The 23,217-nt window shown below is 68.8% G+C and carries 22 protein-coding genes and 2 tRNA genes; 9 read left to right on the top strand and 15 right to left on the bottom strand.

The window, feature by feature from the left end; genetic code table 11:
• Position 1: 1 nt before the first annotated feature.
• The 5 genes from hisD to ACK8OR_RS11565 form a co-directional block, all read right to left on the bottom strand.
• The gene (gene hisD / locus ACK8OR_RS11585; protein ID WP_410189542.1) at positions 2 to 1,309 is read right to left on the bottom strand and encodes a histidinol dehydrogenase; all 1,308 of its coding nucleotides are present in this window, start codon (positions 1,307 to 1,309) and stop codon (positions 2 to 4) included.
• Between the two features lie 8 nt (positions 1,310 to 1,317).
• Entirely contained in the window at positions 1,318 to 2,649 is a 1,332-nt protein-coding gene (locus ACK8OR_RS11580) for a TRAP transporter large permease (RefSeq protein WP_410189541.1), read from the bottom strand.
• A gap of 11 nt (positions 2,650 to 2,660) precedes the next feature.
• Complete coding sequence (locus tag ACK8OR_RS11575) at positions 2,661 to 3,176, bottom strand: TRAP transporter small permease (protein ID WP_410189540.1); 516 nt, start codon at positions 3,174 to 3,176, stop codon at positions 2,661 to 2,663.
• 78 nt (positions 3,177 to 3,254) lie between these two features.
• Complete coding sequence (locus tag ACK8OR_RS11570) at positions 3,255 to 4,403, bottom strand: TRAP transporter substrate-binding protein (RefSeq protein ID WP_410189539.1); 1,149 nt, start codon at positions 4,401 to 4,403, stop codon at positions 3,255 to 3,257.
• Positions 4,404 to 4,433: 30 nt separating this feature from the next.
• A complete protein-coding gene (locus tag ACK8OR_RS11565; RefSeq protein WP_410189538.1) occupies positions 4,434 to 4,628 on the bottom strand; it encodes a hypothetical protein in 195 nt (64 codons plus the stop codon).
• A 157-nt stretch (positions 4,629 to 4,785) separates the two neighbouring features.
• Between ACK8OR_RS11565 and ACK8OR_RS11560 the strand changes: the two genes are divergently transcribed.
• Entirely contained in the window at positions 4,786 to 5,811 is a 1,026-nt protein-coding gene (locus ACK8OR_RS11560) for a LacI family DNA-binding transcriptional regulator (protein WP_410189537.1), read from the top strand.
• Positions 5,812 to 5,820: 9 nt separating this feature from the next.
• Here ACK8OR_RS11560 and urtE read toward each other — a convergent pair whose 3' ends face one another.
• The 6 genes from urtE to ACK8OR_RS11530 form a co-directional block, all read right to left on the bottom strand.
• Positions 5,821 to 6,510, bottom strand: a complete 690-nt coding sequence (gene urtE, locus ACK8OR_RS11555; protein ID WP_410189536.1) for an urea ABC transporter ATP-binding subunit UrtE — start codon at positions 6,508 to 6,510, stop codon at positions 5,821 to 5,823.
• On the bottom strand, positions 6,503 to 7,255 hold the full coding sequence (gene urtD / locus ACK8OR_RS11550) for an urea ABC transporter ATP-binding protein UrtD (protein WP_410189535.1): 753 nt from the start codon (positions 7,253 to 7,255) through the stop codon (positions 6,503 to 6,505). The genes urtE and urtD overlap by 8 nt, the downstream gene beginning before the upstream one ends.
• A complete protein-coding gene (gene urtC, locus ACK8OR_RS11545) occupies positions 7,252 to 8,439 on the bottom strand; it encodes an urea ABC transporter permease subunit UrtC (protein ID WP_410189896.1) in 1,188 nt (395 codons plus the stop codon). The genes urtD and urtC overlap by 4 nt, the downstream gene beginning before the upstream one ends.
• 74 nt (positions 8,440 to 8,513) lie before the next feature.
• Positions 8,514 to 10,451 (bottom strand): urea ABC transporter permease subunit UrtB, encoded by a 1,938-nt coding sequence (urtB, locus tag ACK8OR_RS11540; RefSeq protein WP_410189534.1) that lies wholly within the window; start codon positions 10,449 to 10,451, stop codon positions 8,514 to 8,516.
• A gap of 116 nt (positions 10,452 to 10,567) precedes the next feature.
• Positions 10,568 to 11,839, bottom strand: coding sequence for an urea ABC transporter substrate-binding protein (gene urtA, locus ACK8OR_RS11535; protein WP_410189533.1), 1,272 nt, complete (start codon positions 11,837 to 11,839; stop codon positions 10,568 to 10,570).
• A 280-nt stretch (positions 11,840 to 12,119) separates the two neighbouring features.
• Positions 12,120 to 12,193 (bottom strand) — tRNA-Arg (locus tag ACK8OR_RS11530).
• 92 nt (positions 12,194 to 12,285) lie between these two features.
• On the opposite strand from ACK8OR_RS11530, the gene ACK8OR_RS11525 reads away from it, so the two are divergent.
• The 3 genes from ACK8OR_RS11525 (at position 12,286) to ACK8OR_RS11515 (ending at position 15,592) form a co-directional block, all read left to right on the top strand.
• On the top strand, positions 12,286 to 13,335 hold the full coding sequence (locus ACK8OR_RS11525; RefSeq protein ID WP_410189532.1) for a LacI family DNA-binding transcriptional regulator: 1,050 nt from the start codon (positions 12,286 to 12,288) through the stop codon (positions 13,333 to 13,335).
• 62 nt (positions 13,336 to 13,397) lie between these two features.
• Positions 13,398 to 14,039, top strand: coding sequence for an FkbM family methyltransferase (locus ACK8OR_RS11520; RefSeq protein ID WP_410189531.1), 642 nt, complete (start codon positions 13,398 to 13,400; stop codon positions 14,037 to 14,039).
• On the top strand, positions 14,036 to 15,592 hold the full coding sequence (locus ACK8OR_RS11515; RefSeq protein WP_410189530.1) for a glycosyltransferase family 2 protein: 1,557 nt from the start codon (positions 14,036 to 14,038) through the stop codon (positions 15,590 to 15,592). The genes ACK8OR_RS11520 and ACK8OR_RS11515 overlap by 4 nt, the downstream gene beginning before the upstream one ends.
• Before the next feature lie 92 nt (positions 15,593 to 15,684).
• Here the strand turns inward: ACK8OR_RS11515 and ACK8OR_RS11510 are convergent, their stop codons facing one another.
• The gene (locus tag ACK8OR_RS11510) at positions 15,685 to 17,085 is read right to left on the bottom strand and encodes an L-serine ammonia-lyase (RefSeq protein ID WP_410189529.1); all 1,401 of its coding nucleotides are present in this window, start codon (positions 17,083 to 17,085) and stop codon (positions 15,685 to 15,687) included.
• A 5-nt stretch (positions 17,086 to 17,090) separates the two neighbouring features.
• Complete coding sequence (locus tag ACK8OR_RS11505; RefSeq protein WP_410189528.1) at positions 17,091 to 17,981, bottom strand: lysophospholipid acyltransferase family protein; 891 nt, start codon at positions 17,979 to 17,981, stop codon at positions 17,091 to 17,093.
• Positions 17,982 to 18,118: 137 nt separating this feature from the next.
• On the opposite strand from ACK8OR_RS11505, the gene ACK8OR_RS11500 reads away from it, so the two are divergent.
• Positions 18,119 to 18,718, top strand: a complete 600-nt coding sequence (locus ACK8OR_RS11500; RefSeq protein ID WP_410189527.1) for a transglycosylase SLT domain-containing protein — start codon at positions 18,119 to 18,121, stop codon at positions 18,716 to 18,718.
• A 20-nt stretch (positions 18,719 to 18,738) separates the two neighbouring features.
• Here the strand turns inward: ACK8OR_RS11500 and ACK8OR_RS11495 are convergent.
• Positions 18,739 to 18,814, bottom strand: a tRNA-Lys gene (locus ACK8OR_RS11495).
• A gap of 86 nt (positions 18,815 to 18,900) precedes the next feature.
• Here ACK8OR_RS11495 and dapF point away from each other — a divergent pair.
• From dapF to ACK8OR_RS11480, 3 genes are all read left to right on the top strand, one after another.
• Positions 18,901 to 19,710 (top strand): diaminopimelate epimerase, encoded by an 810-nt coding sequence (dapF, locus tag ACK8OR_RS11490; RefSeq protein WP_410189526.1) that lies wholly within the window; start codon positions 18,901 to 18,903, stop codon positions 19,708 to 19,710.
• Positions 19,703 to 20,965 carry a tRNA (N(6)-L-threonylcarbamoyladenosine(37)-C(2))-methylthiotransferase MtaB gene (gene mtaB / locus ACK8OR_RS11485; protein ID WP_410189525.1) on the top strand — a complete coding sequence of 421 codons (1,263 nt, stop codon included), beginning with the start codon at positions 19,703 to 19,705 and terminating at the stop codon, positions 20,963 to 20,965. Before dapF ends, mtaB begins: the two co-directional genes overlap by 8 nt.
• A gap of 143 nt (positions 20,966 to 21,108) precedes the next feature.
• Positions 21,109 to 21,615: a fasciclin domain-containing protein gene (locus ACK8OR_RS11480; RefSeq protein ID WP_410189524.1), complete on the top strand. Its 507-nt coding sequence runs from the start codon at positions 21,109 to 21,111 to the stop codon at positions 21,613 to 21,615.
• On the opposite strand, the gene ACK8OR_RS11475 is transcribed toward ACK8OR_RS11480, so the two are convergent.
• The gene (locus ACK8OR_RS11475) at positions 21,612 to 22,598 is read right to left on the bottom strand and encodes a DMT family transporter (RefSeq protein ID WP_410189523.1); all 987 of its coding nucleotides are present in this window, start codon (positions 22,596 to 22,598) and stop codon (positions 21,612 to 21,614) included. The genes ACK8OR_RS11480 and ACK8OR_RS11475 overlap by 4 nt on opposite strands.
• Between ACK8OR_RS11475 and ACK8OR_RS11470 the strand changes: the two genes are divergently transcribed.
• Complete coding sequence (locus ACK8OR_RS11470; RefSeq protein WP_410189522.1) at positions 22,597 to 23,214, top strand: FMN-binding negative transcriptional regulator; 618 nt, start codon at positions 22,597 to 22,599, stop codon at positions 23,212 to 23,214. The two genes, ACK8OR_RS11475 and ACK8OR_RS11470, sit on opposite strands and share 2 nt — an antisense overlap.
• Positions 23,215 to 23,217: the final 3 nt, after the last annotated feature.

The following is a 23,217-nucleotide window of genomic DNA, read 5'->3' as shown; positions in this document are numbered from 1 at the left end:
CTCAGCCGCTGGGGCTGAGGTCGAAATTCTCGCCCGGGAAGAACTTGGCGAGCCGGATGTCTGCGGCGCGCGCATGGCCCTCCATCCCCTCCAGCCGCGAGATCCGGGCTGTGGCGATGGCGACGTCGCGGGCCGCCTCGCGGGTGGAGCGCTGCCAGGTGACGATCTTCATGTACTTGTGGACCGAGAGGCCGCCCGTATAGGTCGCCGCACGCGAGGTCGGCAGCACGTGGTTCGTGCCCGACGCCTTGTCGCCGAAGCTGACCGTCGTCTCTTCGCCTAGGAAGAGCGAGCCGTAGCAGGTGAGGCGATCCAGCCACCAGTCGAGATCCTCGCAGAGGACGGTCAGGTGCTCGGGCGCGTAGGCATCCGAGGTGGCGGCCATCTCCTCGCGGTCGGCGCAGAGGATGACCTCGGCATAGTCGCGCCAGGCGGCGCGGGCATTGTCGCGGTTCAGCTCTGGCAGATCGTCGATCAGCTGGGGCACCAGCTCCATCACGCGGTCGGCCATGGCGCGGTCGTCTGTCACCAGCCAGACGGGCGAGTTGTAACCGTGCTCGGCCTGGCTCACGAGATCGGTGGCCGCGATCATCGGATCGGCGTCCTTGTCGGCGAGCACGAGGCTGTCGGTCGGGCCGGCGATCATATCGATGCCGACGCGTCCGAAGAGGATGCGCTTTGCCTCGGCGACGAACTGGTTGCCGGGCCCGACGAGGATGTTGGCCTTGGGCAGGCCGAACAACCCGAAGGTCATCGCCGCCACGCCCTGGACGCCGCCCATGGCGAGGATCTTGTCGGCGCCGCAGATATGCGCGGCGTAGACGATGGCGGGGGCGATGCCGATGCCGGGGCGGGGCGGCGAGGCGACGGCGATGTGGTTGCAGCCCGCAACCTTGGCGGTGGTGACCGTCATGACGGCCGAGGCAATATGGCTGTAGCGGCCGCCGGGCACGTAGCAGCCCGCGGCATCGACCGGGATCGCCTTCTGGCCCGCGACCAGGCCGGGGATGATCTCGACCTCGACATCGCTGACAGTCGCCTTCTGCGCCTCGGCGAATTTCTTCACGTTGGCATGGGCGAAGCGGATGTCGGCCTTCAGCTTCTCGGGGACCTGCGCGATGGCCGCGTCGATTTCCTCGGCGGTGAGGAGAACGTTGCCGTCGTAGCGGTCGAACTTGGCGGCGAAGTCCATGGCGACGGCGTCGCCGCCCGCCTCGATCGCGTCGAGGATGCCCTTCACCGTCTCGTGCACGTCGGACGCGTCCGAGGTCGCGGTGAGGGTAGCCTTCTTGAGATATTCGATGGGCATGTCGGACCTCACTTGTAGATGTCGGGCAGGAGTGCCGTGGAGATCGGAGGATAGAGCGCGATCAGAAGCGTCACGATCAACATGAAGAACACGAAGGGAATGGCGCGCCATGCGATCTTGAGGATCGACTCGCCCGTGATCCCGGACACCACGAAGAGGTTGAGGCCCAGGGGCGGCGTGATGAAACCGACGCCCAGCGCGGTGATCATCATGATGCAGAACTGGATCTCGTTCATTCCGATATTGTCGGCCAGCGGCTTCAGGATCGGCGCGAGGATGACGATGTTCGGGGTCGTCTCCATCACGCAGCCGGCGGCGATCAGGATGCCGACCATCAACAGGATCAGGAGCGTCGGGTCCTCGGTCAGCGAGGTGACGGCGGTCACGAAGCCCTGCGGCACGCCCATGATCGCGAGCGCCTGCGCCAAGGGCAGGGAGAAGGCGATGATGGGGAGGATGACGCCGTTGACCTTGGCCGAGGAGACCAGCATCGCCGGGAAATCCGAGAGCTTCAGCGTGCGCAGGCCGAAGCCCATGAGGATCGTCACGACGACGGCCACGGCGCCCGCTTCGGTCGGGGTCAGGCGACCCGAGAAGATGCCGTAGAAGATGATGCCGGGCACGATGAAGGCATACCAGCCGGACTTGAGCGCACGGCCCAGATTGGCGGCCCATTCGCCCGTGGTCATGATGCCGCCGCCCTCCCAGAGGTTGAGACGGTTCATGACGATGTTGGTCACGAGGATCGACACGAGGATACAGAGACCAGGGATGAGGGCCGCGAGAAACAGCGTCGAGGCCGAGATGCCGAGCACGAGACCGATGATGATATAGGCGATCGAGGGCGGAATCAGGATGCCAGTACAGGCACCGGCGGCGACGAGGGCGCAGGCATAGGGGCGGGGGTAGCCGCTCTCGACCAGGCGGTCGATCGTCATCCGGCCGACAGCGGCCGCACCCGCGGCGTCCGAGCCCGAGATGGCGGCGAACATGCCGCAGACGAGGACGGTGGCCGAGCCGAAGCCGCCCTTGGCCCAACAGGTCAGCGCCTCGGCCACGTCGAGGAACTTGCGGCTGAGGCCGGTCCGCACGAGCACGTCGCCCGTCAGGATGAAGAGGGGCACGGCGGTCAGGGCGAAATGGTCGATCCCGTGAAACAGGCTCTCGCCCACGAGGCTGAGCGGCAGGGCGCCCGACAGCATGAGCATCGAGATGGCGGCGACGCCGATGGCGGCCCAGACGGGCACGGCGAGGGCGACGAGGAGCACGAAGAGAATCACCGGGATGTAGAAGTCCCATCCGAGGATGACCGTCTGTTCCTGAAGCTGGTTCCAGAGCATCTCGCGTCCCCTCAGTCGAAGAGCTTGTCACCCTCGTAGACGGCGCGGCCGTCCCGAAGGTCGCGCACATCGCGCAGGAAGGATTGGATCAGGCGAAACATCATCAGGCCGAACCCGATGGGGACCGCCATCAGGAACCAGACCTGGCTGATGCGCAGGCCGTGGGTCACCGAGCCGAACTTGGCCGAGACGAGCGCCGTCTCCAGAGACCAGTAGAAGGCGATGGCCGCGACGAAGAACATTACGAGGTCACCGAGGATGTAGAGCGCCGCCTTCACGCGCGGGCTGACATAGTTCATCAGCACATCGATGCGGATATGGCCGCGTTCGCGGACGGCGGCAGCGGCCCCGATCCAGGCGAGATAGATGAAGCTGTAGCGGACGATCTCCTCGCCCCAGATCGAGGAGTAGGAGAAGACCTCGCGGCGGACGACCTCGATGAACATCGTGCCGACGAGCATCACGTAGAAGACCAGAAGCGCCCAGCGTTCGGCGTTCGTGTCGAGGGCCTGAATGATCGGTCGCATGGCGCGTCCTTCGGGCAGTGGGGTGGGGGTGCGCGGCCCCGAATCGGGGGCCGCGCGTCAGGTGCGAGGTGGCGCCGATCAGGCGTCGTGCACGTAGTAGCGGCCCTGGGTTCCGGCGGCTTCCTCGAGTTTGGCGAAGGTGTCCATCGACCCGGCCAGCTCCATCTTGAAGCTGTCCCAGTCGGCGTTCTGGTAGCCGCCGGCATCCTGCCATTCGGCCAGCTGATCGTCGCTGAGGCTGTGGAACTCCACGTTGGCCTTCATCAGCTCGGCCATGGCATAGGCGCGGGCCGAGGGGACCTTGGCGAGGTTCTGGTGCCGCGAGAACTCCGAGGCCTCCATGATCCCGTCCTGTACGTCCGCGGGCATCGAGTTGAACCACTCGAGGTTGCACGAATAGACCTGACTGTCCGGCACGGCCTGCGTGAAGGTGACGTGGCTCAGGATGTCCTTGAAGCCGAACACGTAAAGGGCGCCGACCGAGGGATCGAGCGCATCGGCCACGCCCTGCTTGATCGCCGAGGGCGTCTCGCCCCAAGCCACCGGCGTCGGGTTGGCGCCGACCATGCGGTAGTACTGCTGCAGCATCTCCGAGCCGGGCACGCGGAACTTCACGCCCGAAAGGTCGCCCGGCGTCAGCACGGGACCGGCGCCACCGGCGCGGACCGCGACCACCCGTGGGTCGATATTGACGTAGAAGAGCGGCTTGAAACCGGCTTCCTCGACCTTGGGGTTCACTTCCTGCGCCCAGACATCAGAATGCACGAGGTTGGTGAACCGCTGATTGGAGCCGCAGAGATACGGCATGTTGATCAGGTCGGTGATCGGCGCGAAGGGCGCGAAGTTCGAGATCGAGTGCTGCGCGGCCTGGATGGTGCCGCCCTGCACGGCCTGGACCAGCGCGCCGCCCGCCCCGAGCTGACCGCCGGGGGCCAGCTTGACGTAGACCTTGCCGCCGGTGGAGTTCTGGATGTTCTCCTTGAGGTCGAGCTGCATGATCGGATAGCTGCGCGACGCGCCGAGCACATAGGCCGTCGCGATCGTCATGGTGTGTTCGGCGGCGGCTTCGCGCTCGCGCTCCTCGTTCTGGGTCTGGGCCACGGCGGCGTCGGACCACAGAAGGCCCGCGCCCCCCGCGACCATCGCGGCGGTGAACGCACCGGTCCCCGTCAGCTTGAGAAAATTGCGGCGCTCGGCGGAGGCCAGCTCGTCGCGTTTGATGTCCATCTCGTTCCTCCCTGGTGGATGGTTGGGTCGTCAGTCGTCGTCCGGTCGCACCTTGGCCTTGGCATCTGCCTCGCGCCGCAGGATCGCGACGGTGAACGCCACGGCCGCGGTCAGCAGCAGCAGCATTTCGGCCACGTTGCCCAAGGGTGCGTCCCCCGCGACCGAGCCCATGACCACGTTGGTCACAAAGGCCGCGAGGAAAATCGCTGCGATGATGAGTGCCATTCCGAAGCCCTCCCAAGCGTCGGTGGTGACCGGTCGGTCGCCCTGATGAAAGCGCTTTCATGAGATTCGTGCAAGCGCTTTCATCAATCGGTGGCTATTTGGTGCGGCCCGGGCGAACATGCGGGCGGAGGAATCTCGTGTTTTCAGAATCGTGCGCATGAATGCCGATCGCCCGGCCAAGCTGGCGGATGTCGCCCTGCACGCCGGCGTGTCGGCCGCGACGGTCTCGCGTTGCCTGAACTCGCCGGACCGGGTGTCGCCAGGCACGCGGGCGCGGGTGCTCGATGCGGTGGCCGCGCTGGGCTACGCGCCCAACACGGCGGCCCGCGCGCTGGCCGCACGGCGGTCGGGCATGATCGGCGCGGTGATTCCCACCATGGAGAACGCGATCTTCGCGCGTGGCCTGCAGGCGTTCCAGGAGGAACTCGACGCCCGGGGCTACACCCTCCTGGTGGCATCCTCCTCCTACCGCGAGGCGCTCGAGGCCGAGCAGATCCGGACGCTGGCGGCGCGGGGGACAGACGGTCTTCTGTTGATCGGCCACCACCGCGACCCGGCCGTGACCGAGGTGCTGGCGGCGCGGGGCATTCCCGCGCTGGTTGCATGGGCCCATGATCCGGGTCCCGGCCGGCTGCCCGCGATCGGCTTCGACAACGCCGCCGCGATGGCGCGGCTGGCCCGTGCCGTCCTGGACGAAGGGCATCGCCGTATCGGCGTGATCTCGGCCGATACCGTGGGCAACGACCGGGCGCGCGACCGTCTGGCCGGCATCCGGCGGATGCTGGCGGCGGCGGGCGCGCCCCTGGCGCCCGAAATGTGTATCGAGACGATCTACGGCGTTGCCGAAGGCGGCGTGGCCTTCGACGCGCTGATGAACCACGCGGACCCTCCGACGGCCGTGATGTGCGGCAACGACGTGCTGGCCGTGGGTGCGATGCGCGCGGCGCGGCTGCGCGGTCTGTCGGTGCCGCGCGACGTGTCCATCACCGGCTTCGACGATATCGATCTGGCCACCGTGGCCGATCCGCCGCTGACCACGGTCCACGTTCCCCACCGAGAGATGGGGCGCCGGGCGGCGGGGCTGCTGGTTGACATGGTGGGGGCGCGTACGATCGACGGACCCTCGGTCGAGCTGGAGGCGACGGTGGTGCTGCGGGGCACGCTGGGACCGGTGCCGGGCTGAGGGGCCGCGTCAGACCGAGACGTCGGCCAGCACCTCCTCCCGCGAGGCCACTGCGCGCGCCTCGTCGCGCAGGACCGTGCCGCGCCGGAGCGCGACGATCCGGTCGGCCAGCCCCCACGCGAAGTCGAACCGCTGCTCGACCAGCACGATCGCCATGTCGCCTCGATCCCTCAGCCCTGCGACCACGCGCCCGATCTGGGCGATGATATTGGGCTGGATGCCCTCGGTCGGTTCGTCGAGCAGCAGGACGCGAGGCCGCGTTACCAGTGCCCGCGCAATGGCGAGTTGCTGTTGCTGCCCACCCGAGAGGTCGCCGCCGCGACGCCCCCGCATCTCCTTGAGAACCGGAAACAGGTCGTAGATCTCGTCATCCACGCGGCGCTCGGTCTTAGGCAGGCAGGCAAAGGCGGTGGCGAGGTTCTCGGCCACGGTGAGCTGGGGGAAGATCTCGCGCCCCTGCGGAACGTAGGCGATGCCCGCGCGCGCCCGGTCGCGGGCCCCCGGCGGCAGTGGCGTGCCGTCCAGCGTAACGGTTCCGCCCGCCGGATGCCGCCCGGCGATGGCCTTCAGGAGCGAGGTCTTACCGGTGCCGTTCAGCCCCATGACGCAGGTGATGCGTCCGGTCTCGGCCACGAGGTCGATACCGTGGAGGATGCGACTGCCGCCATAGTCGAGAGTGATGCCGTGTGCCTCAAGCACCGGCGGCCTCGGGGCGTCCGAGGTAGACGTCAATGACGCGGCTGTCGGCGCAGACATGGTCGAGCGATCCCTCGGCCAGCGCGCGCCCTTCGTGAAGGACCGTCACCCGGCAATCGAGACGGCGCACGAACTCCATGTCATGCTCGATGACGACGACCGCACGGGTCTTCGCGGCCTCCTTCAGCATGGCGGTCGTCCGCTCGCGCTCGGCGGCGGTCATCCCTGCGGCCGGTTCGTCCACCAGCAGCAGCCGTGGCTCCTGCGCCAGCAGCATCCCGATCTCGAGCCATTGCTTCTGGCCGTGGGACAGGATCGCGGCGCGGTCGTCCAGTCGCGCGGCCAGCCCGACGCGGTCCGCGATCTCGGCGGTGCGTTCGCCCATCGGCGGGCGGCGGGTCAGGACGGTGAAGGGTGCGCGTGGCGCGGCGAGCGCCATGGCGAGGTTCTCGGCGACGGTCTGGTCCTCGAAGACGGTGGGCTTCTGGAATTTCCGCCCGATGCCCGCGCGGGCGATGCGTGCCTCGGACATGCGGGTCAGGTCGCGTGACAGTTCGCCGTAGCGGATGGAGCCCGAGTCGGGCCGGGTTTTGCCGGTCACGAGGTCCATGAAGGTCGTCTTGCCTGCGCCGTTCGGGCCGATGATGGCGCGGAGTTCCGGCTCGCCCACCGAGAAGGAGAGATTGTCGATGGCCTTGAAGCCTTCGAAGCTCTTGGTGACGCCGGACACCTCGAGAAGTGCGCTCATGGCTGTTCCTCCTCGGCCCGTCGCGACCCGACATCCGGTCCGAAATCGCCCTGGCGCGCGCGCGCGGCGCGGCGATCCGTCCAGAGATCGACCAGCCCGCCGAGGCCCTTGGGCGCGAAGAGCGTGACGAGCACGAAGCTGAGGCCCAGCAGCACGAGCCACCAGTCGGTCCAGCGGATCTCGTAGAACCCGAGGTCGATATCGGGTGCGCCGCCGCCGGTGAACCAAGACGAGGCCAGCGACACGACCGCCGCCCCGATCACCGCGCCATAGAGCCGTCCGCGCCCGCCGATGGCGACCCAGACGGCGAGGTAGATCGACGCGATGGGCGCGATCTCGGCCGGGTTCACGATGCCCGCCTGCGGATAGTAGAGCGCCCCCGCTAGCCCCGTGACCATCGCCGTGCCGGTGAAGATGGCGAGCTTGTAGTGCTCGACCTCGTAGCCGAGGAAGCGCACCCGCGCTTCGTCGTCACGGATGCCGCGCAGGACAGACCCGAACCGCCCCGAGACGACCCAGACCGCGAGGAGGTAGCCGAGCCCCAGCGCCAGCGCCGAGGCCCAGAGGAACCAGAGCGAGATGACGCGCTGGGGCAGGTCCGTGAGGCCTGGAATGTTCTGTAACCCGGAGAGGCCGTTATTGCCACGGAGCCCGCTGTCGTTCTGGAAGAGCCAGAGCGACAGGGCCAGCGTACCCGCCTGCGTCAGGATCGAGAGGTAGACGCCCGCGACCCGGCTGCGGAACGCCAGCCAGCCGAAGACCAGCGCCAGGAGGCCTGGGACCAGCACCGCGAAGGCCAGTTGCAGCGGCAGCGAGGACGCGAAGGCCCAGAGCCACGGGATCTCGGACGAGCCGACGACGCCGAAGATCTGGGTGCCGATGGCCTCTTCGAGTTCGAGCGCTGTGGGGGGCAGGGGCGCGCGGGAGAGGGTCTCGGCGACGATCCCCTCGGTGCGGTCCCACATCAGCCACATGCCGATGGCGTAACCGCCGATCCCGAAGAACGCGAAATGGCCGAGGCTGAGGATTCCGGTATAGCCCCACACCAGGTCGAAGGCGAGTGCGGCAAGGCAGAGGCAGAGTGTCTTGCCCAGCAGCTTGACGAAGGAGGTCGAGACGAGCCCGGCCGAGGCCATCAGCGTCACCGCGACGGTCAGGAGCGCGAGCGCCGCGAGGACGATCATGACGTCCGCGCGCAGGATCAAAGGGCGGCGCGCGGGGCTGGCGGCGGTCGGCGCGCCGGAGGCGGTCGCGTCGGTCACTGCACGAACCTCCCCTTCTGGTCGACGATGCCGCGCGGACGGACCTGGATGAAGAGGATGATGAACAGGATCATGTAGGTCTGTGCGGCCAGCGTGTTCGACGGGTTCAGCCACTCGATCCCCTTCTGCAGCCCGCCGATCAGTCCCGCGCCCGCCAGCGTGCCGAAGACCGAGCCGACGCCGCCCACGACGACCGTCATGAAGGACTGGACGATGTAGGCGGTCCCCATCTCGGAGGTGACCTGCCCGAAGAGGCCGATGGCCACGCCCGCCACGCCCGCGATCCCCGAGCCAAGCGCGAAGGTCGCCATGCCGACCCGGTCGGGGTCGATCCCGAGCGACGCGGCCATGCCGGGGTTTTGGGTGACCGCGCGGACCTCGAGCCCGAGGCGTGTGCGCCGCAGGATCCAGACGAGGAGGGCGAGGAACACCAGCGCGATGACGAAGATCGCGATGCGGATATAGGAGATGCCGACCACGTCGTTGAGCACCCAGGCGCCCGCCAGCCAGTCGGGTGAGGTAAGGGGCACGGCCTGCGTGCCGAAGATGTTCTTGAAGACCTGCTGGAGTGCCACCGAGATGCCGAAGGTCGCGAGCAGCGTCTCGAGCGGGCGATGCGCGAGGTGGCGGATCACCAGCCGCTCCAGCGCCACGCCCGCCGCGCCTGCGACGACGAAGGCCAGCGGCAGGGCGACGACGAGCGACGCGGTATAGTCCGGTACGAATTGCTGGACGACATAGCCGGTATAGGCGCCGATCATGATGAACTCGCCATGGGCCATGTTGATGACGCCCATGACGCCGAAGGTGATGGCGAGACCGATCGCCGCGAGGAAGTAGATCGAGGCGAGGCTCAGCGCGTCGAGGCCCAGATCGGCGGCCTGCGCGCGCCCGACGCGGGCCTCGACCTCGGCCAGGGCGGCGCGGGCGGCATCGGTGATGGCCGGATCGGGTTCGTCGTAGATCTCGACGATGGGGTTGTCGGCGATCAGGGCCGTTGCGGCGTCGGGGGCGGGGCGCGCGGGCGCGGTGCCCGCCTCGACCAGCCGGTCATATGCCATCCAGCGCGCGGCCTCGGTGTCGAGCCGCGCCACGGGGAGGCCCGCGACCGCGTCCCCGTCGATCGCCGCGATCAGCGCAGCGTCACGATCGGCGCGGGAGACGCCGTCGGGCACGATGTCCTCTTGGGCCAGACGCGAGAGCGCGCCCGCTTCGTCCATATCGGTGCCGAGTTCGAGGATGCGCGCCACGTTGGCCCCGGCTTCCGGCGCGCCGACGATCGTTTTGGTCGTCAGGACGGCGTTAAGCGCCGCGCGTGCCTCGATCGAGACTTGGTTCGCCATCCAGTCGATTGCCTCGAGCCTCAGCGCGGGATCGGTGCCGAAGCGGATGGTGATGAGCCGGTCCAGTGCCTCCTTCCGGGCGCGGATCGCGCGGTTCTCCTCGCCCTCGATGGAAGCGCGGAGCGGGGCCAGCAGGTCGGGGGTCGGGTTGCGCCCGAGCGCGTCGAGCGCGGCACGGCGGCGATCCGGATCGGGATCGCTGAGCTGGAACTGCACGAGGCTGGTCGCGATGAGGCGGCGGACGCCCGCATTGGGCCGCAACTGCGACCCGTCGCGCCGCCCGATCTCGCCCGCATCGCTGCCATCCTCGACCGAGCGGAGCGCGTAGGCATCCCCGTCGCGGTCGCCGAAGAAGAAGAGACCGTCCGCCTCCCGCTGGACGATGCCGCGATCGGCCCAGCCTTCGAGGAACGCCGTCATGCCCGGCAAACCCGACGCCGCGAGATCGTCGAGCACCGGCTGGATCGTCCGGCGCGAGGGTTCGGCGATGTCGTCGGCATGGGTCTGGAGAAGGGTCTGGATCGGCCCTTGCTGTGCCGATACGGGGACCGCCACGGCGAGGATCATCGCGAAGGCGAGCAGAAGGCGCATGGAGCAGGATCCCCCGTCGGGCGGGTCGCCCCGCCGGAAATGCCGGATGGCGCGGTCGCCCCGCCCGCCGGTTCGTGGTCGTGGGGGGCGGCCGCAGACGGGCCGCCCCGATCCGGTCAATAGTTGGACTGGATCTGCACGCAGGTCTCGGTCTCGGTGTTGAACATGCCGCAGCCGAGGCCCGGCCAATCCGAGGTCAGCACCGCCGATTCCGGCAGGTGATCGGTCCAGGCATCGCCCTCGACCTCGGTGGTCTGCGAGATGATGTCGAACTGGCCGTCCTCGGTGATCTCGCCGATCAGGACCGGCTTCGCGAGATGGTGGTTCGGCAGCATGACCGCCGTGCCGCCCGTGAGGTTCGGGAATTCCTGCCCGTACATCGCATCACGCACCGCATCGACATCCGTGGTGCCCGCCGCCTCGACCGCGTTCACCCACATGTTGAAGCCGATGTAATGCGCCTCCATCGGGTCGTTGGTCACGCGGTCGTCGCCCATGCGAGCCTTCCACGCGGCCACGAATTCCTCGTTGGCGTCGCTCTCGGCGGACTGGAAGTAATTCCAGGCGGCAAGGTGGCCGACGAGGTCGGTCGTGTCGAGGCCGCTGAGCTCCTCCTCACCCACCGAGAAGGCCACGACGGGGATGTCGTCGGCCGAGACCTCGGAGGCGGCCAGCTCCTTGTAGAAGCCGATATTGGCGTCGCCGTTGATGGTCGAAATCACGCCGACCTGGCGGCCGTCCTCCGACATCTCGACCACGTCGCCGACGATGGTCGCCCAGTCCGAGTGACCGAACGGGGTGTAGTTGACGAAGATGTCCTCGTCGGCCACGCCCTTCGATTTCAGGTAGGCTTCGAGGATGTTGTTGGTCGTGCGCGGATAGACGTAGTCGGTGCCCAGAAGCGCGAACCGCTCCACGCCCAGCTCATCGAGAAAGTAGTCGACCGCGGGGATCGCCTGCTGGTTGGGCGCGGCGCCGGTGTAGAAGACGTTCTTCGAGCTTTCCTCGCCTTCGTATTGCACGGGATAGAACATCAGCCCGTTCAGCTCCTCGAGTACGGGGAGGGCGGATTTCCGGCTGACGGAGGTCCAGGATCCGAAGATCACGTCGACCTCCTCGACGGTCAGCAGCTCGCGCGCCTTCTCGGCGAAGAGCGGCCAGTCGGAGGCCGGATCGACGACGACGGCCTCGATCTCGCAACCCAGGAGGCCGCCCGCCTCATTCTGCTGGTCCACCAGCATCTCGACGGTATCCTTCAGCGTGGTCTCCGAAATCGCCATCGTCCCCGAGAGCGAGTGGAGGACGCCGACCTTGACCGGACAGTCCTGTGCGAGGGCGGGCAGGGCGGGCAGCGCAAGGGCCGCGGCGATCAGGATGGGTTTGGACATGGCAGACACTCCGGTTGTTGGCGTCCGCACGCTGATGTCGGAGGATCGTCCGGTCCAAGCACCGGGCGCCGCCGCGATGCCGCATTGCAGCGAGATGCGGAAATAAGCGGCAGATCGGGGCGTCGACGGAATCGGATTGGGCAGCGGGGGAAAGTCGCCGACGCAATCGGGCGGCCATTTCGCACAGGCAAGCGCGGGGCTTGAGGCAGTCAGAACATGGCCCGGCCCATCCCGAATGCGCGGTTCCAGCAGCCATCGCCCGTCCCGGTCGAAGGTGGCGCGATCCCGGCAGGATTCGAACCTGCAACCTGCCCCTTAGGAGGGGGCTGCTCTATCCAGTTGAGCCACGGGACCCCGCCCTGCTGATAGCGCTCGCGGCGCGCGCTTGTCCACCGATGGGCGGGCGGGCTACACGGGGGCCAGACGCGCCCGGACCGGAGCCCGATTTGTCCCGCAGGAACACCCGCCACCAGCACCTGACGCTCCGCGACGTGTCCGAGGCGTCCGGCGTCAGCGAGATGACCGTCAGCCGCGTGCTGCGCAATCGCGGCGACGTCAGCGCCAAGACCCGCGAGAAGGTCATCGAGACGGCAAAGCGTCTGGGCTACGTGCCCAACAAGATCGCGGGCGCGCTGGCGTCGAGCCGGGTGAACCTCGTCGCGGTGATCGTGCCCAGCCTGTCGAACCTCGTCTTTCCCGAGATGCTCGCCGGGGTCGAGGAGGCTCTGGAGGGCACCGGCCTGCAGCCGGTCGTCGGCGCCACCGGCTACGATCCCGAGAAAGAGGAGCGCGTCCTCTTCGAGATGCTGTCTTGGCGGCCCACGGGGGTCGTGATCGCCGGGCTGGAGCATACCGAGGCGTCGCGTGCGATGCTAGCCAATGCCGGCGTTCCGGTGGTCGAGGTGATGGATGTCGACGGCGAGCCCGTCGATGCCGCCGTTGGGATCAGCCACTGGCGCGCGGGCTATCAGGTCGGCACCGAGATCGCGGCGCGCGGTTACGCCCGTGTCGGCGTGTTGGGCACGAAGATGCATGGCGACCATCGCGCCCGGAAGCGGATCGAGGGGCTGGAGCGCGCGCTGTCGGAGGCGGGCATCGCGGTGGCCGACCAGATGGCCTATGACGGCTTTTCCGGTTTCGCCAAGGGTCGCGAGATGACGGCGGCGATGCTGGATCGGACGCCGGATCTCGATTTCCTGTTCTACACGAACGACCTGACGGGTGCGGGCGGGATGCTCTACGCGCTGGAGCGGGGCCACGATGTCGGCGGCGATCTGGGCCTTGCGGGGTTCAACGCCTTCGATCTTCTGGGTGGGTTGCCGCGTCGGCTGGCCACCGTCGACAGCCGTCGCCGCGAGGCGGGGCGCGTCGCCGCCCGGATCGTCGCGGGCACCCATCAGTTCGACGGCGAGGACCGCCGCGTCGAGCTCGTGCCGACCTTCCTTCCGGGCGACACGATGCGCCCGCTGCCCGGCTCGACGGAGACCGGGTCGTAAGCTATCGTCCGGCCCAGTCCGGCAGAGACCGGCGCGAGCAGAGGGAACGACGGCAGATGGCGATGCCTGATAAGATGACGCCGCGCTACATGCGGCGCTACGGCTTCGAAGCCCGCACCATCATCGACGTGGGGGTCCTGAACGGGACGCCGTTCCTTTACGAGGCGTGGCCGGATCGCAGGTTCGTGCTGGTCGATCCGCTGGAGGAGAGCCGCGAGAGCGTGGCCAAGCTCTGGCCGAAGCTCGACTACGACTTTCATGTCGTTGCGCTGGGAGCCGCGCCGGGCAGCTTTCGGATGGATGTCGAGCCGGGCCGCTTGGCGCGGTCCACCGTCGGCACGCGCATGGATGCGGATGACAACGTCACCTCGCGCGAGGTGGAGGTGGTCACGCTCGACAGTCTGACCGCCGATCTGGAGGGGCCGTTCGGCCTCAAGATCGACACCGAGGGTCACGAGCTGGAGGTGCTGCGCGGGGCCACCGAGACGCTGAAGCGCTGCGAGTTCGTCATCGCCGAGACCTCGATCAAGAAACGGTTCGACGGCGGCTATCGCTTCTCGGAGGTGATCGCCTTCATGGCCGATCATGGTTTCGAGGTGCACAGCTTCCTCAGCGGGCTGACGCGCGCGCCGCGGTTTTCGGATGTGCTCTTCATTCCTGCCGACGATCCGCGCTTCGACATGGCGCCGAAGGACGCGTCGTGACGGGGCGCGGCGCGGTGCGCCAGAACGGGCTCGACGCGATGGGGCACCTGCCCGTCGGCGGACGCGGGGCCGAGATCGGAACCCATGACGGACGCCACACCGCCGAGCTGGTCCGGATCGCGCAGCCCGCCGCGCTGACGCTGATCGACCCTTGGGCCAAGGACGCCGAACAGGACGCCCGGCCGCTGAACTACACCGCCTCGCAATCCGAGCGGGACGACCAGCTGGCGCAGGTCCGCGCCGCCCATCCCGACGCGACCATCCGGCGCGAGACCTCGACCGAGGCGCTGGCGGCGATGCGGGACGGGGTGTTCGACTGGCTCTGGCTCGACGGCAACAAGCAGTACGACGTGATCCTTTCCGATCTGGAGGCCGCCTGCCGGGTCGTCCGCGCCGGGGGCACCATCGCGGGCGGCGGCTGGCACTGGGCGGGCGAGCTCGGGCGGCCGGTACGCGAGGCGGTGGGCGACCTGATGGAACGCCTGCCCGGGGCCGAGCTGCACCAGAAGGGGCAGTATTGGGCGATCGTCCTGCCCGAGGCGGTGTCGCTGGCGCCGCGCCCCACCGACGAGCGGTTCCTCGTCATCTCGACGATGAAGAACGAGGCGCCCTACATCCTCGAATGGGTGGCGCATCACCGGGCCATCGGGTTCACGGACTTCCTCGTCTACACCAATGATTGCGAGGACACGACCGATCCCATCCTCGACCGGATCGAGGAGTTGGGCGGCCTCCGGCACGTGGTGAACACGGTCCTGTCGCGCGGCCCGCACAAGTCGGCGCTCAAATGGGCGCGGGACCATGTGCTCCGCCACAAGGCGACGTGGATCCTGATCGCGGATGTCGACGAGTTCATCAATGTCCGCACCGCCGACGGCACAATCCAGGGCCTCCTGGCCGAGCTCGGTCCCGAGACGGACGTGGTCAGCTTCCCGTGGAAGATCTTCGGCAATGGCGGGATCGAGGCGTTCCGCGACGCGCCGATCACCGCCCAGTTCACCACCTGCGAGAAGGCGCCCGGCCGGGGCGGCCGCCGCAAGCGCGACGTCAAGACGATGTTCCGCCGCTACGAGGCGATGTACCATATCGGCCTGCACCGGCCCCGCGTCGCGCCCGACTGGCAGGACAAGCTGGTCTGGAAATCCCCCTCGGGCGAAGACATCAGCGAGAAGATGAACCCCTCGAAGACGTGGTCGATCAAGTGGAGCGGCTGCGACGAGACGGCCTATATGCACCACTACCCGCTCCGCTCGCTCGAGGCCTATATCCTCAAGAAGAACCGCGGGCGCGCCAACCACATCAACGAGGATCTGGGTCTCGAATACTGGGACAAATGGAACCTCAATGGCGGTCGGGACCAGAGCCTCGTGGCGGGTGTGACGGGCTTCGCGGAGGAGATGGCGGCCTTGGCCGGCGATCGCCGCCTGCGCCGCCTCCACCGTCTCGGGATCGAATGGCACCGCGAACAGTTCGAGACGCTGATGGCCGAACCGCGCTACCGCGCGCTCTGGGACGAACTGAAGGACCGCGAGGAACGCGCCACCGCAGGCTGATGCGCCTCTCTTTGCTCCTCAAGTATGCCGGGGGGTCCGGGGGGCTGGCCCCCCGGCTTTGGTTTCGGTCCGGCGCCCGGCCCCCGGCGCTGTCAGCATTCCGGCAGGTTGACCGCCAGCCCGCCCTGGCTCGTCTCCTTGTACTTCTCGCTCATGTCGATGCCGGTCTGGCGCATCGCCTCGATGCAATTGTCCAGCGGCATGAAATGGGTGCCGTCCCCGCGCAGGCTCAGCGAGGCGGCCGAGACGGCCTTGATCGCGCCCAGCCCGTTGCGCTCGATGCAAGGCACCTGCACGAGGCCCGCCGCAGGGTCGCAGGTCATGCCGAGATGATGCTCCAGCGCGATCTCGGCGGCGTTCTCGACCTGCGCGGGCGTGCCCCCCAGCGCCGCGCATATCCCCGCCGCCGCCATCGCCGAGGCCGATCCGACCTCGCCCTGGCAGCCGACTTCCGCGCCCGAGATCGACGCGTTGTGCTTGATGAGTCCGCCGATCGCCGCCGCCGTCAGAAGGAAGGTCCGGATGCCCTCGGGCGTCGCGCCGACGCAGTGGTCGCGATAGTAGCGGATCACGGCGGGCACGACCCCGGCGGCGCCGTTGGTGGGCGAGGTGACGACCCGCCCGCCGGCCGCGTTTTCCTCGTTCACGGCCATCGCGTAGACCGAGAGCCAGTCGTTAACGACGTGTGGCTGCGCGAGGTTCAGACCGGACTCGTCCAGGAGCTGTGCATGGATCGCACGCGCCCGCCGCTTGACGTTCAGCCCGCCCGGCAGGATGCCACCGACCCCGAGACCCCGGTCGATGCAGCCATCCATCGCCGACCAGATCCCGTCGAGCCGCGCACCGAGCTGCGCCTCGGGGGTCAGCACCGACTCGTTGGCCCATTTCATCTTCGCGATGCTCTGACCCGAGGCGGTCGCCATCTCCAGCATTTCGACAGCGGAGCCGAACGGATAGGGATAGCCTGCCGCCTCCTTCTCGGCATGGAGATCGCCCGGCTCGCTCAGTTCGCGGGCGGTGACGACGAACCCGCCACCGACGGAATAATACGTCTCCTCCAGCCGCAGGTTGTCGCGTTCGTCGAAGGCGCGGAGGATCAGGCCGTTGGCGTGACCGGGCAGGGGCGGGCCGAAATCGAAGACCACGCCCGCCTCGGGGTCGAGCGTCATCTCGGGCAGTCCCTCGGGGGCGACACGTCCGGTCCGGCGCAGGTTGTCCAGGGCCGCCTCGGCCGCGTCCATGTCGACCGTCGCGGGGTCGAAGCCGAGAAGGCCCAGTAGGACGGCGCGGTCGGTGGCGTGACCCTTGCCCGTCCAGGCGAGCGAGCCGTGCAGCACCGCCTCCAGCCGGGCGGGGGGACCGGCGCCGGGCTCGGGCTCGGCCCCGCCGCGCAGCGCCGCGAGGAACCGTGCGGCGGCGACCATGGGCCCCATCGTGTGCGACGAGGACGGCCCGATGCCCGGTTTGAAGATGTCGAAGATGCTCAGGAACATGCCGCCTACTCCCGGGCCGCGTCCCGGCCCTCTTCGTTGAAGGGGTAGTATTTCCAGCGCTGGTGCAACCAGTGCCATTGCGACGGGTGGCGCCTCACCCACGACCCGAGCCGGTCGTTGAACGCCCGCATCATGGTCGCGGCGTCCGTTGGCGGGATCGGCGCCTCGATGACCACGCGGAGTTCGCCGTTCTCCCAAGGGGCAAAGGCCGGAACCAGCGGCACGCCGTAGCGCAGCGCGAGTTCCGCCGCGACGGGCGAGGTCATCGCGGGCTCGCCCAGGAAGGGCAGCCAGATGCCATCGGTGACGTATTGATCGGGTAGAAGCGCCACGCGGCCGCCCCCCTTCAGATGGCGCAGCAGCACTCGCATTCCCGGCGCGCCCTTCGGGATGATCGGCGCGCCGCCTCGCTCGATCCCGGCGCGGAAGATCGGCTCGTAATAGGGGTTGTTGTTCGGGCGGTAGAGCGCGCCCGTCTCCAACCCCTCGCGCTTGAGGACGTGGCGGATCGCCTCCCACTGGCCGAAATGACCCGAGACGATCACCGCGCCCCGACCATCCACTTCGGCCGCCCGGAGCACGTCCAGTCCAGGCCCCTCCGCCCGGATCCCCGCGACTTCGGCGGCGAGGTCGTCGTTGAACCAGATCCCCGTCAGCGTCCGCCCGAGATTGCGGGCCGCCCGCACGGTCAGGGACCGCTGGTCGGGCGCGGGCATCTCGGGATGGATCAGGGCGATGTTCTCGGCCGCGCGCCGCCGCAGCGTCGGGATCAGCCGCACCGCCATCGCCGTCACGCCGCCGACCACCGCCCGCCGCCACTTCAAGGGCAGCACCGACACGGTCGCCAGCAGCGCGCGCAGCGCTCCGGCTTGAATGCGATACAGGAATTGCTCCATCCCGCCGGGGTGCCGCAGGACCGGGGCGGGGGCAAGCCATACTGGCAAGCCGCCGCCGATACCGGCAATCGGGACTCCCGAAGCCCGGCGCCTGCCGCTAGGACCGGCGGCGTCATCAACCGCCTCGAAGTCCTGCCATGCGTTTCCTTCTCGTTGCCCTCCTCGTGACCCTTGCAGCCTGCGTCAGCACGCCCGAGCCCGAGCCGGTCGCCCCGCCCGCGCCCGCGCTCTATCCCGGCGAGACGCCCGAGATCCGCGTGCTCGTCAACAAGTGGGCGGATCACTACGACTTGCCGCGCAGCCTCGTGCACCGGATCGTCCAGCGCGAAAGCGACTATCGCCCCGCAGCCCGCAGCGGGCCCTATTACGGCATCATGCAGATCCTGCCCGCGACCGCGCGCAACATGGGGATGCAGGGCAATCCCAGCCAGCTTCTCGATGCCGATACCGGCCTTAAGTACTCGCTGCGCTACATGCGGGGCGCGTGGATGCTGTCGGGTGGGGACGAGGCGACGGCGGTGCAATGGTATGCCCGCGGCTTCTACTACGAGGCCAAGCGTCAGGGTCTCTTGCAGGAGACGGGCCTGCGCGGCGGCCTCTGGCAGCGCTACGACGCGGGCGAGGCGCAGATGCCGCCGATCGACGCGAATGGCCGACTGATTACGACCCCGCCCGAGCCGGACTGCGTCCCCGCGACGGGATTCGCGGGTCTTCTGGGCGCCGAAGCCTGCACGTGACGTCGATGTCCGGGGTGGAGTGGTGAGCCGGCCGAGGTTCGAACTCGGGACCTACTGATTAAAAGTCAGTTGCTCTACCAGCTGAGCTACCGGCCCTCTCCGGCCCCGGCACCTAAAGCCGGGTCGGGGAGGCGTCAAGCAGGTGTTTCCAATGTATCCGACGGGGTGGTAAGGGCGCGCGGATGACCGACATGCGCCCCTCCGGCCTGCCCTTCATGAAGATGCACGGGCTCGGCAACGACTTCGTCGTGATCGACGGACGCGACGGCCATGCGGTCGACGCCGACCTCGCGCGCGCCATGGGCGACCGCCATCGCGGCGTGGGGTTCGACCAGCTCGCGTTGATCGGCGATGGGACGGATGCCGATGTCGCGCTGACCTTCTGGAACGCCGATGGCAGCACGGCCGGGGCCTGCGGCAACGCCACCCGCTGCATCGCCGCGCATGAGCTTGCGTTGCGCGGGCTCGATACGATGACGCTGCGGACCGAGCGGGGCCGCCTCGAGGCCCGCGCGACGCCGGACGGCGTGTCGGTCAACATGGGCGCACCCCTTCTCGATTGGCGCGACGTGCCGCTGGCGCGCGACGTCGACACGCTTCACCTGCCGATCGATGGCGACCCGGTCGCGACCGGCATGGGCAACCCGCATTGCACCTTCTTCGTCGACGATGCCGAGGCGGTGGACCTCGCCGCCTTCGGCTCCGCCCACGAGCATCATCCCCTCTTTCCCGAGGGGACCAACGTGCAACTGGCGCATCTTCTCGGCCCCGACCATCTGCGGATGCGGGTGTGGGAGCGGGGCGTCGGCGTTACGCTGGCCTCCGGCTCCTCCTCCTGCGCGGTGGCCGTCGCGGCCGCGCGCCGTGGCCTGACGGGGCGCGCGGTCCGCATCGATCTCGACGGCGGCACGCTGATGGTCGACTGGCGCGCGGACGGCGTCTGGATGACCGGGCCGACGGCGCATGTCTTCGACGGGGTCTGGCATGGCTGACGACCTCCGAGGCCCCGCGCCGATCCTGTCGAATCACGGCTGCCGGTTGAACGCCTACGAGGCCGAGGCCATGCGCGAACTGGCCGGGCAGGCGGGTCTGACGGGCGCGGTCATCGTCAACACCTGCGCCGTCACCGCCGAGGCGGTCCGGAAGGGCCGCCAGGACATCCGCAAGCTGCGCCGCGAGAACCCGGATGCGCGCCTGATCGTCACCGGCTGTGCCGCGCAGACGGATCCGGCAAGCTTCGCCGCCATGCCCGAGGTCGACCACGTCGTCGGCAATACCGAGAAGATGCAGCCGTCCACATGGGCGGACCTCGCGACAGGCGACACCGAACCGGTTCTGGTCGACGACATCATGTCCGTGACCGAAACGGCCGGCCACCTGATCGACGGGTTCGGCACGCGCAGCCGCGCCTATGTTCAGATGCAGAACGGCTGCGACCACCGCTGCACGTTCTGCATCATCCCCTACGGTCGCGGCAATTCGCGCTCGGTGCCCGCGGGCGTCGTCGTGGACCAGATCGCGCGGCTGACCGATCGCGGCTACGAGGAAGTCGTGCTGACCGGCGTGGACCTGACATCCTGGGGCGCGGACCTGCCGGGGCAACCGCGGCTGGGCGACCTGGTGGCACGCATCCTGCGGCTGACGACCGTTCCGCGCCTGCGCATCTCGAGCATCGACAGCATCGAGGTGGACGACGCGCTGATGCGGCTCATCGCCGAGGAGCCGCGGCTGATGCCGCATCTGCACCTGTCGCTGCAGCATGGCTCGGATTTGATCCTGAAGCGGATGAAGCGGCGGCACCTGCGCGACGACGCGATCCGCTTCTGCGAGGCGGCCCGGCGTCTGCGCCCCGACATGACCTTCGGGGCCGACATCATCGCCGGGTTCCCGACCGAAACCGAGGAGCAGTTCGCGGACTCGCTGGATCTGGTCGAGGCCTGCGACCTGACCTGGCTCCACGTCTTTCCCTACTCCGCCCGCGCGGGCACACCCGCCGCCCGGATGCCCGCCGTCGACGGACGCCTCATCAAGGACCGGGCCGCGCGCCTTCGGGCCGCGGGCGAGGCTGCCGTGGCCCGTCACCTGGCCGCGCAGGTGGGTCGCGACCACGCCGTGCTGATGGAGAGCCCGCGCATGGGCCGGACGCCGCATTTCGCCGAGGTCGTCTTCGATACCGACCGCCCCGTGGGCCGGATCGTCCCCACCCGGATCGCCGCCGTCGCTGAGGGACGCCTGCGCGCCGCCTGAGCCTGCCTCGAATGAGGGGCGATCACGCAGCCGTGATCCGATGTGTGCGCGGCTTGCCGCCGCCGGGTTCGACGCCACGACCATACGCGCCATGTCCCGATCAATCGGTGCCCCAAGGGCATCCTGCAACCGGGAGAGACCAAATGATCCACACCATGAACCGCCGCCGCGTGCTGACCCTCGGGGCGGGCCTCGCCTCCGCCGCCGTGCTGACGGGCTGCGTGACTGCCGATGTCGGCCGCGCCGATATCGTCGACACCGCCGTCGCCGCGGGCGACTTCAACACGCTGGCCGCCGCGCTGACGGCCGCGGGCCTCGTGGACACGCTGAAGGGTCCGGGACCTTTCACGGTCTTCGCGCCCACCGATGCGGCCTTCGCGGCGCTGCCCGCGGGCACGGTCGAGAACCTGCTGCTCCCCGAGAACGTGGATACGCTCCGCTCGATCCTCACCTACCACGTGGCCCCGAACAACTACCCGGCCTCGTCCCTGCTCGGCGCGCATGGCAGCCTGCCGACAGTCAACGGGCAGTCGCTGCGCGTGAACGGCACCGGCGGCGGCGTTCAGGTCGGCGGCGCGACCGTCACGACGCCCGACGTCTTCGCATCCAACGGCGTGATCCACGTCATCGACACTGTCCTTCTGCCCTAACGCAGGCGGAACCCGCTGCCGTCGGGGCGGCCACCCAGCGCGGTGACCAGCCCGGCGGCAGCGATCAACCCGATCCCGAGCCAGCCCCAGGGCCCCGGCAGATGGGCGAAGATCGCGAAATCGAGGATGACGGCGAAGACCAATCCCGCATAGTCGAACGGTGCCAGTGTCGAGACGGGCGCGCGCGCCACGGCCTCGGTCGCGGTAATATGCGTCGCCGCCCCGAGAAGTCCGGCACCCCCCAGCCACGCCCAGAGGACGGGCGTCATCGGCACCCAGCCCGTCACAAGCATCGCCGCGAACCCGATCACCGTGCCGATCGCCGCGAAGCTGAGCGCGATGGAGATCGTCGTCTCGGTCGCCGTCATCGCGCGGATATGGACCCGGACCAATGCCATGACCCCCGCGCTGGCGATCCCGGCGGCCATGCCCGTAAGCTCCATCCAGCCCCAGTCGGGGCGCGCGACGGAGGTGTAGAGCATCGCCATCATCCCCGCGAAACCCAGCGACACGGCCAGCACCGTGCGCACCGTCAGACGCTCGCCCAGGAGGATCACGGCCGCCGGAATGCTGAGCACGGGCGCGAGATACGATAGCGCCTGCGCATGGGTCACGGGAAGCTGCCCCAGCGCGTAGAAGTTCAGAAACATCGCGAGCCCGCCCGCCAGCCCGCGCACGAGGTGCTTCCTCGGAGCCCGCGGGCGCCAGTCGCGCGGTGGCGCGCTGAGCCATGCCCAGAGGAAGAGCGGCGGCAGCGACAGCCCGGCCCGCAGAAACACGATCTGGCCCGTTTCGGCGTGGGTCGCTGCGCCGTGGACGCAAAAGCCCAGCCCCGTCGCGAAGGCCGCCGCCGCCAGCCGCAGGGCGATGGCCGACCCCTGGCGGTCGGCGCGGGGCAGGGGGACGGGCACCATCGCCGCAGATTGCGCCCGTCCCCGTCGCACGGCAAGGTCCGCCGCGACCCGAAAGGAGGCCCCGCTCATGCACCCGAATCTCACCTTTCGCAGCGATGCGGATGCCCGCACGCTGGATCTGATCCGCGACCGCGCCTTCGGCACGCTGGCCGTGAACGCCGCCGACGGCCCGCTCCTGTCGCATATCCCGGTGCACCTCTCGGGGGATGCCTCCCACGTCCTGCTTCACCTCGTCCGCTCGAACCCGATCCTGCGGGCACTGGGCGACGGATTGCCCGCGGTGATCGCGGTCACGGGGCCGGATGGCTACGTCTCGCCCAACTGGTACGGGATCGACGACCAGGTCCCGACCTGGAACTACGTCGCGGTCCATCTGCGTGGTCCCCTGCGGCGGCTCGACCCGGGCGAGATGCGCGCGACGCTGGATGCGCAATCCGAACCCTACGAGATGCGCACCAATCCCGAGATGCCGTGGACGGCCGACAAGATGACGCCCGAGGTGCTCGAGCGGATGATGCGCCAGATCGTGCCCCTGCGGATGGACGTGGACAGCATCGCCGCGACGTGGAAACTTTCGCAGAATAAGCCCGACGATGTCCGCCTGCGCGCGGCCGACGCGATCGAAACCGCCGAGATCGGCTCGGACCTGCCCGAACTGGCCCGGATGATGCGAACCGAAGGATAACAC

The organism is Jannaschia halovivens (genome assembly GCF_046452375.1).
Lineage (GTDB): Bacteria > Pseudomonadota > Alphaproteobacteria > Rhodobacterales > Rhodobacteraceae > Jannaschia > Jannaschia halovivens.
The sequence above is the reverse complement of the archived record's forward strand: the minus strand, read 5'-3'. Positions and strand labels throughout refer to the sequence as shown.